The sequence below is a fragment of the Streptomyces sp. BK208 genome (assembly GCF_004364245.1).
Classification (GTDB): domain Bacteria; phylum Actinomycetota; class Actinomycetes; order Streptomycetales; family Streptomycetaceae; genus Streptomyces.
The window spans coordinates 41598-55561 of sequence record NZ_SOAV01000016.1 but is presented as its reverse complement, the minus strand read 5'-3'; the positions used below and the strand labels follow the sequence as shown (position 1 = coordinate 55561).

Genomic DNA, 13964 nt, shown 5'->3' with positions numbered 1-13964 from the left:
GGCATGAGTGACGACCACGTCTACCTCACCCTGGCCGAGGGACACGAGGACGACACCCGCTGGGCCTACGGCACCGGCTTCGAGGACCCGCTGCACGGCGTCGACACCACCGTGCCCGAGGGTGTCGACGCCGGTGCGCTGGCCGCGCAGTGCGTCGCGCTCGCCGACGACGCCCTGGTGAGCGCCCAGCGGCTGGCCGAGTGGGTGACCCGGGCGCCGGAGCTGGAGGAGGAGGTGGCGCTGGCCAACATCGGCCTCGACCTCCTCGGCCAGGCCCGCCTGCTGTACTCCCGCGCGGGCCAGGCCGACGGCACCGGCCGCGGCGAGGACTCCTACGCCTACTTCCGCGACGCCGGTGACTTCCGCAACGTCCGCCTGGCCGAGCTGCCGTGCGGTGACTTCGCGTTCGCCGTCGTGCGGCTGCTGGTCCTTTCCAGCTGGCGTCTGGCCCACTTCCGGCGGCTGGAGGCCCACCCGGACCCGGTGCTCGCCGCGGTCGCCGCCAAGGGCGTCAAGGAGCTGACGTACCACCGCCAGTACGCCGCCGAGTGGTGCGTGCGGCTGGGCGACGGCACGCCGGAGTCGCACCGCCGGATGCGCGCCGCGCTGGACGAGGTCGCCCCCTACCTCGGCGAACTGCACACCGCGTACGACGTGCGGGACGAGGTCGCCGACGACCTGCGCCAGGTCACGGAGGCGGCCGGACTGACCCTGCCGGTGTACCGCCCGCTGCCCGGCTCGGGACGCGCCGGTGAGCACACCGGCCACCTGGCGCCGCTGCTGGCCGAGTTGCAGAGCGTCGCCCGCGCCCACCCGGAGGCGACATGGTGACCGGCGGCCCCGCACTCCTGGACGCCCACCGGGCCCGGCGCGTCGCCGAGCAGGTGCCCGACCCCGAGCTGCCCATGCTGACCCTCGCCGACCTCGGCGTCCTGCGCGGCGTCGAGGTCGGCGGGGACGGGACCGTGGTCGCGAGCCTGACCCCCACCTACTCGGGCTGTCCGGCCATGGCCGAGATGCGGGCGGACGTCGCCGCGCGGCTGCGCGAGGCGGGGTACCCGCGCGTCGAGATCCGCACCGTCCTGGACCCGCCCTGGACCAGCGACTGGATCACCGAGGCGGGCCGCCGCAAGCTCGCCGAGCACGGCATCGCCCCGCCCGGCGCCGCGCCCCGCGGCCCGGTCTCCCTGGTGCTGTCGCCCACCCGGCCCGCGGTGCCCTGCCCCCGCTGCGGTGCGGCGGACACCGAGGAGACCTCCCGCTTCGCCGCCACGTCCTGCAAGGCGCTGTGGCGCTGCCGGGTCTGCCGCGAGCCGTTCGAGTACGTCAAGGAGATCTGATGGCCCCGACCGCCCCCGTCCCGGTGGCCCCGGCGCGCACCCGGCGCCGGCCCGCCTTCCACACCCTGCGCGTCGCCGCCGTCGAGCGGCTGTGCGCGGACGCCGCGGCCGTGAGCTTCGAGATCCCGGACGAGCTGGCCGAGGAGTTCGCCTTCGCGCCCGGTCAGTCGCTCACCCTGCGGCGCGAGGTGGACGGCCGCGACGAGCGCCGCTCGTACTCCATCTGCGCACCGGCCGGCACGGTACCGCGCATCGGGGTCCGGGTGGTGCCCGGCGGGCTCTTCTCGGCGTGGCTGGTCGGCGAGGTGCGGCCGGGCGACACCGTGGAGGTGATGGCGCCCACCGGCCTGTTCACCCCCGACCTGACCGTCCCCGGCCACCACGTCCTGATCGCCGCCGGGTCGGGCATCACCCCGATGGTGTCCATCGCGGAGTCGGTGCTCGCCGCCGACGACCGTTCCCGCGTCACCCTCTTCTACGGCAACCGCCGCACCGACACGGTGATGTTCGCCGATCAGCTGGCCGACCTGAAGGACCTCCATCCGACCCGGTTCCACCTGGCCCACGTGCTCTCGCGCGAGCCCCGGGAGGCCGAGGTGCTCTCCGGCCGCCTGGACGCCGAAAGGCTCTCGGCGCTGGTCGGCTCCCTGGTGGACGTGCCGGCCGCCGACCACTGGTGGCTGTGCGGCCCGCAGGGGATGGTCGCCGACGCCCAGCAGGTCCTGGCCGGCCTCGGCGTCCCGGCGGAGCGCGTGCACCGGGAGCTGTTCTACGCCGACGACGAACCCGTGCGGGAGGTGCGCCACGAGGAGAGCGGCCCGCGGGGACCCGTCAGCGAGGTCACCGTCGTCCTGGACGGCCGCTCGACGACCGCGCCGGTCCCCCGGGAGCGGTCGGTCCTCGACGGGGCCCAGCAGACCCGCCCCGACCTGCCCTTCGCCTGCAAGGGCGGGGTCTGCGGAACCTGCAGGGCCTTGGTCACCGACGGCAGCGTCGACATGCGCCGCAACTACGCGCTCGAAGCGGCCGAGGTCGACGCGGGTTACGTCCTGACGTGCCAGTCGTACCCGGTCTCCGACAGGCTGACCGTGGACTACGACAGCTGACGGGAGGTCACCCCGCCCCGCTCAGGCGGGATTGTCGCCGTGGGTGAGGGTCTCCCAGGCGACGAAGAGGTTGTCCGTGCCGGAGGGGCGGGTGCGCTCGGTGAGCGCCTCGGTGTTGTCCATGGCGAAACCGAGGCGGTTGTGCAGGGCGTTGTAGCCGACCTCGGTGACCGGGCCCAGGCCGAGGTGGAGCGTGCCCCCGCACAGCCAGCTCGGCACGCCCGCCCCCTGCTGGTACTTCGCCTGGAAGCCCAGCGCGTGCCGCAGCCGCTCGCCGACGTCGGTGCCGTACAGGTCCTGCCCCTGGATCCGGCTGGTCTCGGCGACGTGCGAGATCGACGAGATGCCGTACCCGGTGTGGGTGAAGTCCCGGCAGGTCTCCTGGGTGAGGCCGGTGACGAAGGTGGACTGGCCCTGCCAGTACTTGACGATCTTGTCCCGGGTGTCGAGGTGCTGGCTCGGCACGGTCTTCGGCAGGTCCCCGTCGGACTCCAGGTACACGTACGCGGCCGTGCGGGTGCGGAACCTGGCCATGGCCTTGTCGTAGGAGGCCCTGTCCTCCAGGAAGACGGAGATGCCGACGGCGGCCTCCGTCATCGTCAGCTCCCAGTTGCCGTTGGAGTTGGAGCCGTTGATGATCTCGGGCAGGTAGACGTCGCGGAGCATCGCGGCGAAGCGGCCGGAGTTCGTCCAGGTGCCCCCGTAGGTGTACTTGATGATCTCCGCGGCCTTGGGCCAGGAGGAGCCGGCCCACCCGGTCTGCAGCGGGGCGTTGCTGTTGGTGTGGTCCCGGAGCACGGCGGACCAGGCGTCCATCAGCTCGATGGACTTGCGGGCGTAGCGCTCGTCGCGGGTGACGTACCAGGCCAGCGCGTTGGTGTAGGCCGCGATCGCGTCCTCGCGCTCGTCGGTGCAGCCGTAGTTCGGGTTGGAGTACGAGCCGCACTCGACCACCGCGCGGGGCTTCGGCACGCGGCCGAGGTCGGCGTACCTGCTGGCCGTCATCTGGTCGAAGGCGCCCTTCCAGGGCTGGGCCCCGGCCTGGACCTTGGCCCGGACGAAGTCGAGCTGGCCCCGGGAGACGGTGACTCCGGGGTGCGTGAAGGCGGCCGGCGCGGCCTGCGCGCGAGGAGCGACCGCACCGGGCCCGGCCAGCAGGGTGCCGACGAGCGCGGCGGTGAGGGTGGCGAGGAGAACGGCGCGGGGGCGGCGACGGCGTGCGGGAGCAGAGGACATGTGGGGGGTCCATCCGTTCGTCTATGTGAACGCTGGGTGTCTTTCTGAACGTTCGACTGGGCGGTGACGATAGGTAGAGACCAATGGGGCGTCAAGAGGTCGCGCACGTACCGGGCGGTCCTCCGCCCGGCGGACCGCGGCGCGGGCGAACACTATGAACGCAACGGCCGAAGGGGTGGCTCCGGCCCCGCGGGCTTCCTAACATCCCGGCTCGCAGCGCGACTTCGCGCCGGCCGCAGCACCAGCACCAAGGACAGGAGCCCCACCTTGACCGCACCCCACGCTCCCGCGCGCGACCCCCGGCCCACCCGCCGCAGGGGCCGCCCGGCGGTGGTGGCCGCCGCGCTCGCCAGCGTCCTGCTCGTCACCCTCGCCAGCGTCTCCGCCGCCCCGGCGCGGGCCGCCGGACAGCCCGGGCCGGGCCGCCCGGTGCCCGCCGCCTGCCCGTCCGCCCTCGCCGAGAAGGCCACCTGCTACACGGGCCAGGACACCAACGGGGCCCACTACACGATGGCCGTGCCCCACCGGTGGAACGGTTCCCTCGTCGTGCACGCCCACGGCGGCCCCGACCTGGGCGACGCCTCCGACCCGGCGCGCAGCACCGAGGACCTGGAGCGCTGGGCGGTGATGGTCGACCAGGGGTACGCCTGGGCCGCCTCCTCCTACCGGCGCGGCGGCTACGGGGCGCGTATGGCGGCCGCGGACACCGAGAACGTACGCCGCCTGTTCACCGACCGGTTCGGCCGGCCGGAACACACCTACCTGCACGGCCAGTCCTGGGGCGGGAACGTGGCCGCCAAGGCCGCCGAGACCTACGGCCGGCGCGCGGGCGCCTACGACGGGGTGCTGCTGACGAACGGGGTGCTCGGCGGCGGTTCGCGAGGCTACGACTACCGCGTGGACCTGCGCGTCGTCTACCAGTACTACTGCCACAACCACCCGCGTCCGACCGAGCCGCAGTACCCGCTGTGGCAGGGACTGCGCCCCGGCTCCACCATGACGACCGCGGGCCTGCGCGCCCGGCTGCAGGAATGCACGGGCTACGCCTCCGCCCCGGCCGACCGGACCCGGCCGCAGCAGCGCAACCTCGACGACATCCTCGCCGTCACGGGCATCCCCGAGCGCACTCTGGAGTCACACCTGCGCTTTGCCACCTTCACCTTCCGGGACATCGTGACCGACCGGCTCGGCGGGCGGAACCCGTGGAGCAACCGGGGGGTGCGCTACACGGGCTCGCACGACGACGAGGCGCTCAACGCGGGCGTCGAACGCTTCTCGGCCGACCCCTCCGCACGCCGTGACCTGTCCTGGGACAGCGATCTCACCGGCAAGGTCTCCCTGCCCGTGCTCACCCTGCACGCCATCGACGACCCGACGGCGTTCGTGGAGCACGAGGCGGCCTACCGCGCCACGCTCCGGGGGGCCGGCCGGGACGGGAACCTCGTCCAGACCTTCACGGCCGAGCACGAGCACAGCTCACTGAGCGACTCCGAGTACGCCAACTCCCTCGCCGCGCTGGACACCTGGGTGCGCACCGGCCGCCGGCCGAGCCCGCGTTCGATCGCCGCCTCGTGCGCCGCCTTCGACGCGACGTACGGTACGGGCTGCTTCTACGACCCCGGCTTCCGTCCCGGACCGTACGCCTCGCGGGTGCGGCCCCGGCCGGGCGGCCTCGCCTGGCCCGCCATGACGGCCGCGCAGGAGCGGGCCTGGAGCAGGATCGAGGGCGTGGGCATCGCGCCGTAGGCGGCAGGGCTCGGTGGAGGGCCGTCGTCTAGCGGCCCTCCACCTCGGCCAGTACCGCCCGGATCACGTGGCGGGCGTTGCCGGCCATCGCGGGGTTGGTCTCCCGGTAGTACGGCAGGGCGATCAGCGCCTGGGAGAGGGTGCGGCCCCGGCCGCGCCGCCAGGTCGCCCCGTCCACGCCGAGCGCCTCGCGGAAGATCTCCCTCGCGCCGGGCGGCAGCAGGTTCCACGCCGGGAAGAGGTCGCAGGCCGGATCGCCCACGCCCATGCACCCGAAGTCGATCACCCCGGCCAGCCTGCCGCCGCTCAGCAGCAGGTTGCCCGGCATCAGGTCCGCGTGCAGCCAGCGGGCCTGCCCGTCCCACGCCGGGGCGCCCAGCGCGTCCTGCCACACCTCGGTCAGCGCGTCGCAGTCGACGCCCTCCTCGGGCAGGTCACGCAGGGCGGCGAGGGCGGCCCGGGTCGACTCGTCGAGCGCGGCGAGCGGCCCGCCGCGGTACGCCTTCGGCGGGTCCGGCAGGGCGACGCTCCGCATCGCCGCCACGAAGGCGGCCAGATCCGTCGCGAGCGACTCCGGGTCGGTCAGGGCTCCGGCCTCGGGAAGCTCGCCGGGCAGCCACCGGTAGACCGACCAGGGCCACGGGTAGCCCTCGGCCGGCACCCCGGCCCCGAGCACCTCGGGTACGGCGGTGGGCAGCAGGGGTGCCAGCCGCGGCAGCCACTCCCGTTCCGTCGTCACGTCCGCGACCCCGCCCCGGACCAGCGGCAGCCGTACGACCATGGTCTCGCCCAGCCGGTACATCGCGTTGACCGTGCCGCCCGAGGGGAAGCGCTCGACCGGCAGCCCCGACCACTGCGGGAACTGCCCGTCGACGAGCCGCCGTACGAGGCGGTCGTCGACGTCGGGGGTGTCGCGGCGGGCCTGACCTGAACTCATGGGGCCCAGCCGACCGTTCGGCACGGCCGGCCGTCAAACGCTTACCCGGCCGGCGGGCGCCCGACGGCCGGTCTCAGACGCCGAACTCCGAGGGCGGGACGCCGAGCGCGGTGCACGCCTCGCGAACGGCGTACTGCTCGGACGGCTCGAAGGTGCCGTCGGCACCGGCGACGACCATGCCGGTCTGCACGACCGCGCGGGCCTCCGCGGGCTTCTTGGCGGCCTTGGCGATCACCTGGAGGGCCTCGGCCCTGCCCTGGTCGAAGTTGGCGAGGAGCCGGTCCACGTGCTGGTTGAACCGCTGGCGGAGCTGGTCCGCCGGGAAGTTCTGCAGCACCTCGTTGGAGACGATCAACTCCTCCACGCGCTGCCGCTCGGAGGGCTCCACCCGTCCGTCCGCGGCGGCGACCAGCGCACACATGGCCATGCTGGCGTCCCGGTAGGCGCCGCTCTTCAGCTCGTTCTTGGCGGAGGCGAGCTGGGACTTGAACATCCCGATCAGCTGGGCCTTGGAACCGCCCGACGACGAACCGGACCTGCCACCGCCCACGGGGCCGTGCGCTCCCTGACCGGATCCGCTCGCTCCGCGCGTGCCCTGGGACTGCTGGAAGGTCTTGGCCTGGTCCTTGATCTTGTCCCACATCGCCACTCGGGCCACCTCGGCTTCTGTCGCTGCGTATCGGTCTGACTCGGTCTGTCTTCGGCCGCGCACCACCGCGGTCACCACGATGAACGCGCCCGGGGACCACAGGGTTCCCGACGGGCAAAGAAGAGGCAAAGCGTCTGGTGGGGAGGGCGTGCCGAGCCTCCGACCGGGGCCGGGCCGTCGCCGTCGTGGACCGGCTTCAGCCGTACACGACCCGGTCGAGGAGGCTTTGCAGGTACAGGCCGCGTCCGGCGTCCACCGGCGTCGGTGTGCCGGTGCGGACGGCCGTCGCGAAGTCGTGGCGCAGTACGGGCCAGCACTCCTCGTGGTCGAGCCCGGCCGTGTCGTAGACCAGGGGCTCGGCCGCGCCGAAGAGTTCGACGCGGGTCTGCGCGCGGGGGACGGCCACGGAGCCGGACAGCGAGGCCTGGCTCACCGCGCCGTTCTCGTGCGCGCAGGTCAGTTCCAGCCAGCGACGTGGGTCGCCGGTGGCGCGGATGTCGGTGACGGGGCCGACGGCGGCGTCCAGCAGGTCGAGCAGATGGGGGCCGAGGTCGAGCAGGGCGCCGTGCTCGAGCCGCCAGCCGGTGGCGAACTCGCCGCCCAGGAAGGCGCCGTGGAGGTAGCAGGAGCGCGCTCCCACCGCCTCGAAGGAGCGCGCCGCTTCGAGGAAGGCCCGGGTGGCCGGGTGGTAGCGCTTGGTCAGGACGAGCTGGGAGACCACACCGGACTCGGCCACCGCGTCGGCCACCCGGCGGGCCGCGGCCAGGTCGGGGCCGAGCGGCTTCTCCAGCAGCAGGGCCTTGCCCCGTTTCGCCGCCGCCGGCGCCAGCTCGGCCTGGACGGCGGGCGGCACGGCGAACGCCACGGCCTCGCAGTGGTCCAGCAACTCCTCGAAGGAGCCGGCGACATGGGCGGCGTAGGGGGCGGCGGTCTCGCGGGCGGCCTCGGTACGGCGGGCCCAGACGGCGGCGAGCCGGGTCTCGGGTCCGGCGGCGAGCACCCGGGCGTGCATGGCGCGGGCCCAGGGGCCGGCTCCCACGAGCCCGATCTCGACGGGCCGGTCGGTCCAGGGGGCGGGGACAGCGGTCACGGTGTTCCTGTCTTGGAAGGTCTGCCGGCGGACCGTCGGGGACGACGGGCGGCGGTCAGGAGGCGAGGCGTTCCAGCCGGGCGTCGGCGCCGGCGGGGGAGTAGAGGTGCTCGACGACCATGGCGGCGGCCCCGACGAGGCCCGCGTGGTCGCCGAGTCGCGAGGTGACGACCTGGAGGTTGGCGGTCGCGCGGGGCATCGCCCGCTGGTAGACCAGCTCCCGCACCCCGGTCAGGAAGGGAACCCCGGAGAGTTCCCCGGCGATCATGAGCACTCCGGGATTGAGCAGGGTCACGACGGTCACCAGGACCTCGCCCACCCGGCGCCCCGCCTCGCGGGCCAGCCGGACCGCGTCGGGGTGGCCCTCGTTGAGGAGCCGCCTGACATCCTGCCCGGACGCGGTGTCCAGACCGAGGGCGGCCAGCTCCTTGGCGATCGCCCGTCCACTGGCGACGGCCGCGAGGCAGCCGTGGGAGCCGCACATGCACAGCGCGTCGGACCGGTCGTGCAGGCGGATGTGCCCGATGTCGCCCGCTCCGCCGTCGATGCCGCGGTAGAGCCGGTCGCCGATGACGACCCCGGCGCCGATGCCGGTGGAGACCTTCAGCAGCACGAAGGAGGCGCAGTCGCGGTGGTTGGCCTGATGCTCGGCCAGCGCCATCAGGTTGGCGTCGTTGTCCACGAGGACCGGCACGGCCTCGGCGGCCTCGGGCTCCAGGCCGAGACGGGCCGCGTACGCCGCGTGGAGCCGCTCCCGGATGGGGTAGCGGTCCCAGCCGGGCATGATGGGTGGTTCGATCACCCGTCCCGACTCCCAGTCGACCGGGCCGGGCACCGACAGACCGATGCCCGCCACGTGGGACGCCGGGACACCGGCCGCGGCGATCAGGCCGGGGAACCAGCCGGCCAGCCGGTCCAGGACGGACTCGGGACCCTCGCCGACGTCCATCGGGCCGGTGTGCTCGGCCAGGACGGTGCCGGCCAGGTCGAGCACGGCGGCGCGGGCGTGCCGGGTCTCCAGGTCGAAGGCGATGACCGAGGCGTGGCCCGGGTCGAACACGATCCGGTGGGAGGGACGGCCGCCGGTGGAGGCGCCCGCGGTGGCGCGCAGCCACCCGGCGCGGTTGAGCAGGTCGAGGCGCTGTCCGACGGTGGACCGGGAGAGCCCGGTCACCTGCTGGAGGTCGGCCCGGGTGTTGGCGCGGCCGCTGCGGATGAGGTGCAGCAACTCGCCCGCGCTGGCCTGACTCGACGTCATCATGGTGCTCCCCCGCAGCTCAGCTCTTGTCGGCGCCGCTGGTCAGCCCCTCGGTGAGCAGGCGTTCGGCGGCGAAGAACAGAAGTACCACGGGGATCGTGAGTACCACGGAACCGGCCATGAGGACGGTCTTGGGCACCTCGATGCCGTTGGACAGCTGGGCCAGGCCCAGGGAGACGGTCCAACTGCCCGGGTCGGCGGCCAGGAACAGCAGCGCGAAGAGGAACTCGTTCCAGGCGATCATGAAGACGTACAGGCCGGTCGCCATCAGCGAGGGCAGGGCCAGCGGCAGGATCACCTTGCGGACGGTCTGCAGCCGGGAGCACCCGTCGAGTGCCGCCGCCTCCTCGATGGAGGCGGGGATGGTGACGAGGTAGTTCTTCAGCATGTAGATCGACACGGGCACGGTCTGGGCGACGTACACGACGGCGAGGCCGACCAGGCTGGAGGAGAGTCCGAGCTTCGCGAAGATCACGAAGAGCGGGACGGCCAGCAGCGTCGCCGGGAACAGGTAGACCGCCAGGAAGAGGGCGCTGACCTGGCGGTGGCCGAAGAACTTCAGCCGGCTCACCGCGTAGGCGCCCGGCACGGCCGCCACGAGGGTCAGCACCACCGTACCGAGCGAGACCAGCGCGGAGTTGAGCAAAAACCTCAGGAAGCCCTGGCCGCCGTCGTCGGTGGAGCGCAGCACGTCCCGGTAGGTGGAGAGGGTGAAGTCCTTGGCCGACACCCACAGGGAGCCGGGGTCGAGCAGGAGCGCGTCGACGGGCTTCAACGACAGCAGCACCATGTAGTAGAAGGGCAGCAGGGTGATCACGGCGAGGAACGCGATGACGAACCAGCGTGCGACGCCGAAGAATTTCTCCTCGAACCGTGCCCTGGTCAGGGCCGTCTTGCCGGTCACGCTTCCTCCTGGACCTTGTTGCCGAAGAACTTGAAGTAGAAGCCCAGCAGGATCATCAGCGAGACGGCCAGGACGAGTGCCTGGGCGGCCGCCGCTCCCACGTCGTAGCGGGCGGTGAGGAAGTCGTAGACGCGCACGGCGGCCACGTCGGTGCCGGCGCCGCCGCCGGTGAGCAGGTAGACGTCGTCGAACTTGTTGAACGTCATGATGAAGCGCAGCACGCACAGCAGCGCGATCACCGGCATCAGCTGCGGCAGCAGGACGTGCCGGAACCGCTGGGTGGGCGTGGCGCCGTCGACCAGCGCGGCCTCCTCCAGGGTGTCGGGCACCGCCTGCAGCCGGGCCAAAATGAAGAGGAAGGCGAAGGGGAAGTAGCGCCAGCACTCGAAGACGATGACGGTCAGCAGCGCCAGCGGGACGTCGAAGTGCATCCCCAGCAGATCGACCTCGTACTCCCGGGTGGACAGGAAGGCGATCGGGTCGTCCCAGCCGAACAGCCGCCGGCCCCAGTCGTTGACGACGCCGTACTGCGGGCTGAGCGCGACCTCCCACACGAAGGCCACGGCCACGACCGGCGCGACGTACGGCAGCAGCATCGCCGCGCGCAGCAGCCCGCGCCCCCGGAACGGCTTGCGCAGGGCGAGCGCGGCGACCAGGCCGAGCAGGACGGAGCCGAACGTGGCGCCCGCCGTGTACAGCAGGGTGGTGCCGAGGCTGGACCAGAAGCCGGCCGAGTCGAACACCTGCGAGAAGTTGTCCAGGGACCAGTTGCCGAACAGGCCCATGCCCTGGATGTCGACGAGCCTGGCCCTCTGGAAGGCCAGCAGCACGGTCCAGGCGATGGGCAGCACCACCACGACGAGGACCACGAGGAAGGTGGGGGAGACGAACGCGAGGCCCGCGCGGTTGGCGCGCCGGCTCGCGGTCAGCGGGCGGCGGCCCGGGGAGGCGGACCGGTCCGTGGACGGATCCGCCGACCGGTGGCTGGTGTCCCGGCGCTGCGGCGCGCCGGCGGGGGCTGTGGGCATGAGAGACCTTCGTGACGTGCAGACGGCGGGCGGCTACTGCAGGGACTTCTTCAGGGCGGCGACCTCGTCGTCGGCGTCGCGCGCCGCCTCGGACGGCGAACTCTGGCCGCTGGTCATGGCGCCGATGGCCTTCGGTACGGGCAGTTCGCCGTTGGTGGCGCCGACGAGGGCTCCCTCGCCCTGGGTGATGCCCCAGCGGCGCATGTTGCTGACGCCGTCGGCGAGCTGGTCGAGCAGGGTCTTGGGGAAGACCTCGTCCAGGGGCTTGCGGGTGTCGACGCCGATGTCGCTGTGCCGCCAGGCGTCCAGATAGCGCCCGGGGTCGGCGGCCGTGCCCTTGCGGACCGGGATCTTGCCCTCGGGGGCCATGCCGAACCAGGACTCGTAGCCCGTGCCCATCATGTACTCGATGAACTCGCGGGACGCCGCCGTCTCGGCGGTCTTGGTGGTCACCCAGGACGTGATCTCGCCGAACTGGGCCGCCTCCTCGGCGTCGGGGCCCTTCATGGCGGTGACGATGCCGCTGTTGTCCGACAGGTACCGCGGGTCCTTCGCGCACTGCGGGCAGCTGGGCAGGGCGTCCCCGCGCAGTCCGGCGAGCTCGTCGAGCAGGAAGGAGGACCAGATGACCATGGAGGAGCGGCCCGCGAAGTAGGTCGCGCGGGTGGAGTCCACGGTCTGGGTGCCGGGAGCGCCGTAGGTGCGGGCCAGCCGGTCGTAGGTGCGGAAGGCGGTCTCGCACCGCGGTGACCGGAGGGCGACCTCGTGCCGGGCGTCGACCAGTTGGCAGTCGTTGGCCAGGGCGAGGCTCTCGAAGCTCTGGGAGGTGAAGACGTCGCTGGGGTCGGTCGCCGCCGAGACGCCGTCGTGCCCCTTGGTGGTGAGCGCCTCGGCCGCGGCCAGCGCCTTCGCGTACGTGTCGGGGGCGGGCAGGCCCTTCTGCCCGAACTGGTCCTTGCGGTAGACCAGCAGCTGGAGCCAGGCGTCGGAGGGCACTCCGAGGCTGGTGCCGCCGTCGGACGTCAGCTCCAGCGCGTTGGCGTTGAAGGTGTCGCGCCCCAGACCGTCGACGATCTGCTTCGGGATGTCGGTGTTCAGCAGGCCGTTGGTGTACATCTGCCAGACCTGGCCCATGGGGGCTGCCCCGATGACGTCCGGCAGGGTGCCCGACGCGGCCGCCGACATGATGAGCTGCGGCATCTGGCTCTCGTCGACCCCGACGAGCTTCACCTTGACGCCGCTCTTCTTCTCGAACCCGTCGATGACCTTCTGGGTCGCGGCGGTGCGGTCGGGCAGGTTCTCCTGCGACCAGACCGTGATCTCGCGGTCGGGTGTGCCGGGGCCCGTGCTGCTCGCGCAGCCCGAGAGCAACCCGATTCCCAAGGCTGCCGTGACGCCGACCGCGGTCGTCCTCGACCGCAGGGTCCTGATGCGCATTGAGTGTCCTCGTTCCGGCTTACGTCTGCTCGTCACGCATCACAGCATCACTTTTGCGTGTTGACAAGACTTAAGTTGCGGATATTGTCGACGCAACCGCATCAGCAACCCTTCCGGAGCCCCCGTGTCATCCGTGCCGCCCGTGCCGCCCGCTCCCTCCGTGTCGTCCGTGGAGCGCGTCGTCCAGTTCACCGGTCCTCGCCAGGTGGAGGTCGCCGAGCACAGCAGGACCGAACTGCCGCCCGGTCATCTGCGGGTGCGCACCCGCTACTCGGGCATCTCCGCCGGCACCGAGCTGACCGCCTACCGCGGCACCAACCCCTACCTGACCCGGACCTGGGACCCCGAAGCGCGCCTGTTCCGCGACGGGGCGCCCGGCATCGAGTACCCGGTGGCCGGCTGGGGCTACTCCGAGGTCGGCGAGGTCGTCGAGGTCTCCCCGGAACTGACCGGCACCCCGGGCCTGCCGGTCCCCGGCGACCTGGTGTGGGGCATCTGGGGCCACCGCAGCGAGGGCATCGTCCCCGCGGAGCGCATGATCGGCCACACCCTGCCGGCCGGCCTCGAACCGCTCGCCGGAGCGTTCGCCCGGGTCGGGGCCATCGCGTACAACGCCGTCCTGGCCGGCGACATCCACCTCGGGGAGGACGTCGCCGTGTTCGGGCAGGGCGTCATCGGCCTGCTCACCACCCGCCTCGCCCGGCTCAGCGGCGCTCGCGTCACCGCCGTGGACGCCCTCGACGGCCGCCTGGAGACCGCGAAGCGCTACGGTGCCCGGCACACCCTCAACGCCCGTACCGACGCCGTCGCCGAACGCGTCCGCGAGGCCACCGGCGGCCTCGGCGCCGATCTCGCCATCGAGATCAGCGGCGCCTACCCGGCCCTGCACGAGGCGCTGCGCTCGGTCGCGGCCGGCGGCCGGGTGGTGGCCTCCGGCTTCTACCAGGGCGACGGCATCGGTCTGCGCCTCGGCGACGAGTTCCACCACAACCGGGTCCAGCTGATCTGCTCCCAGATCGGCGGCGTCCCGCCCCAGCTGTCCAACCGCTGGAGCGTCGAACGCCTCCAGCGGACCTTCCTGCGCCTGGTCGCCGAGGGCCAGGTGGACGTCGACTCCCTGGTGAGCCACGTCGTCCCCGTCGCCGACGCGGCCGACGCCTACGTACTGCTGGACGAGCGGCCCGCCGAGGCGCTGCAGGTCGTCCTGGAATTCTGAGCCCCGAAAGGCCGAGG

13 protein-coding genes are annotated in these 13964 nt (G+C 72.8%); 5 read left to right on the top strand and 8 right to left on the bottom strand.

Annotated features, from left to right (window positions below):
- Positions 1–3 precede the first annotated feature (3 nt).
- From paaC to paaE, 3 genes are read left to right on the top strand one after another with little or no spacing between them, the layout of a single operon-like run.
- Positions 4–831, top strand: coding sequence for a 1,2-phenylacetyl-CoA epoxidase subunit PaaC (paaC, locus tag EV562_RS31435; protein ID WP_133890253.1), 828 nt, complete (start codon positions 4–6; stop codon positions 829–831).
- The gene (gene paaD / locus EV562_RS31430; RefSeq protein WP_166662087.1) at positions 825–1340 is read left to right on the top strand and encodes a 1,2-phenylacetyl-CoA epoxidase subunit PaaD; all 516 of its coding nucleotides are present in this window, start codon (positions 825–827) and stop codon (positions 1338–1340) included. Before paaC ends, paaD begins: the two co-directional genes overlap by 7 nt.
- Complete coding sequence (gene paaE, locus EV562_RS31425; RefSeq protein ID WP_133890252.1) at positions 1340–2446, top strand: 1,2-phenylacetyl-CoA epoxidase subunit PaaE; 1107 nt, start codon at positions 1340–1342, stop codon at positions 2444–2446. The genes paaD and paaE overlap by 1 nt, the downstream gene beginning before the upstream one ends.
- Before the next feature lie 21 nt (positions 2447–2467).
- On the opposite strand, the gene EV562_RS31420 is transcribed toward paaE, so the two are convergent.
- Positions 2468–3682 (bottom strand): alginate lyase family protein, encoded by a 1215-nt coding sequence (locus EV562_RS31420; protein ID WP_133890251.1) that lies wholly within the window; start codon positions 3680–3682, stop codon positions 2468–2470.
- A gap of 267 nt (positions 3683–3949) precedes the next feature.
- Between EV562_RS31420 and EV562_RS31410 the strand changes: the two genes are divergently transcribed.
- Complete coding sequence (locus tag EV562_RS31410) at positions 3950–5428, top strand: DUF6351 family protein (protein WP_133890250.1); 1479 nt, start codon at positions 3950–3952, stop codon at positions 5426–5428.
- Positions 5429–5456: 28 nt separating this feature from the next.
- Here EV562_RS31410 and EV562_RS31405 read toward each other — a convergent pair whose 3' ends face one another.
- The 7 genes from EV562_RS31405 to EV562_RS31375 form a co-directional block, all read right to left on the bottom strand.
- Complete coding sequence (locus EV562_RS31405; RefSeq protein WP_133890249.1) at positions 5457–6365, bottom strand: aminoglycoside phosphotransferase family protein; 909 nt, start codon at positions 6363–6365, stop codon at positions 5457–5459.
- A gap of 73 nt (positions 6366–6438) precedes the next feature.
- Entirely contained in the window at positions 6439–7014 is a 576-nt protein-coding gene (locus tag EV562_RS31400; protein ID WP_133890248.1) for a TerB family tellurite resistance protein, read from the bottom strand.
- Between the two features lie 196 nt (positions 7015–7210).
- Complete coding sequence (locus tag EV562_RS31395) at positions 7211–8104, bottom strand: Gfo/Idh/MocA family oxidoreductase (protein ID WP_133890247.1); 894 nt, start codon at positions 8102–8104, stop codon at positions 7211–7213.
- A gap of 55 nt (positions 8105–8159) precedes the next feature.
- Positions 8160–9362 (bottom strand): ROK family protein, encoded by a 1203-nt coding sequence (locus EV562_RS31390; RefSeq protein WP_166662100.1) that lies wholly within the window; start codon positions 9360–9362, stop codon positions 8160–8162.
- A 19-nt stretch (positions 9363–9381) separates the two neighbouring features.
- A complete protein-coding gene (locus EV562_RS31385) occupies positions 9382–10266 on the bottom strand; it encodes a carbohydrate ABC transporter permease (protein ID WP_133890245.1) in 885 nt (294 codons plus the stop codon).
- Entirely contained in the window at positions 10263–11294 is a 1032-nt protein-coding gene (locus tag EV562_RS31380) for a sugar ABC transporter permease (RefSeq protein WP_133890244.1), read from the bottom strand. Before EV562_RS31380 ends, EV562_RS31385 begins: the two co-directional genes overlap by 4 nt.
- A gap of 33 nt (positions 11295–11327) precedes the next feature.
- Complete coding sequence (locus EV562_RS31375; RefSeq protein WP_133890243.1) at positions 11328–12731, bottom strand: extracellular solute-binding protein; 1404 nt, start codon at positions 12729–12731, stop codon at positions 11328–11330.
- A 169-nt stretch (positions 12732–12900) separates the two neighbouring features.
- Here EV562_RS31375 and EV562_RS31370 point away from each other — a divergent pair, with 169 nt between their 5' ends.
- Entirely contained in the window at positions 12901–13947 is a 1047-nt protein-coding gene (locus EV562_RS31370; RefSeq protein ID WP_133890372.1) for a zinc-binding alcohol dehydrogenase, read from the top strand.
- Positions 13948–13964 lie beyond the last annotated feature (17 nt).

Coding starts and splice junctions, on each gene's coding strand:
- paaC (WP_133890253.1), top strand. CDS start 4: ATGAGTGACGACCACGTCTACCTCACCCTGGCCGAGGGACACGAGGAC.
- EV562_RS31380 (WP_133890244.1), bottom strand. CDS start 11,294: ATGCCCACAGCCCCCGCCGGCGCGCCGCAGCGCCGGGACACCAGCCAC.
- paaE (WP_133890252.1), top strand. CDS start 1,340: ATGGCCCCGACCGCCCCCGTCCCGGTGGCCCCGGCGCGCACCCGGCGC.
- paaD (WP_166662087.1), top strand. CDS start 825: ATGGTGACCGGCGGCCCCGCACTCCTGGACGCCCACCGGGCCCGGCGC.
- EV562_RS31420 (WP_133890251.1), bottom strand. CDS start 3,682: ATGTCCTCTGCTCCCGCACGCCGTCGCCGCCCCCGCGCCGTTCTCCTC.
- EV562_RS31405 (WP_133890249.1), bottom strand. CDS start 6,365: ATGAGTTCAGGTCAGGCCCGCCGCGACACCCCCGACGTCGACGACCGC.
- EV562_RS31390 (WP_166662100.1), bottom strand. CDS start 9,362: ATGACGTCGAGTCAGGCCAGCGCGGGCGAGTTGCTGCACCTCATCCGC.
- EV562_RS31375 (WP_133890243.1), bottom strand. CDS start 12,731: ATGCGCATCAGGACCCTGCGGTCGAGGACGACCGCGGTCGGCGTCACG.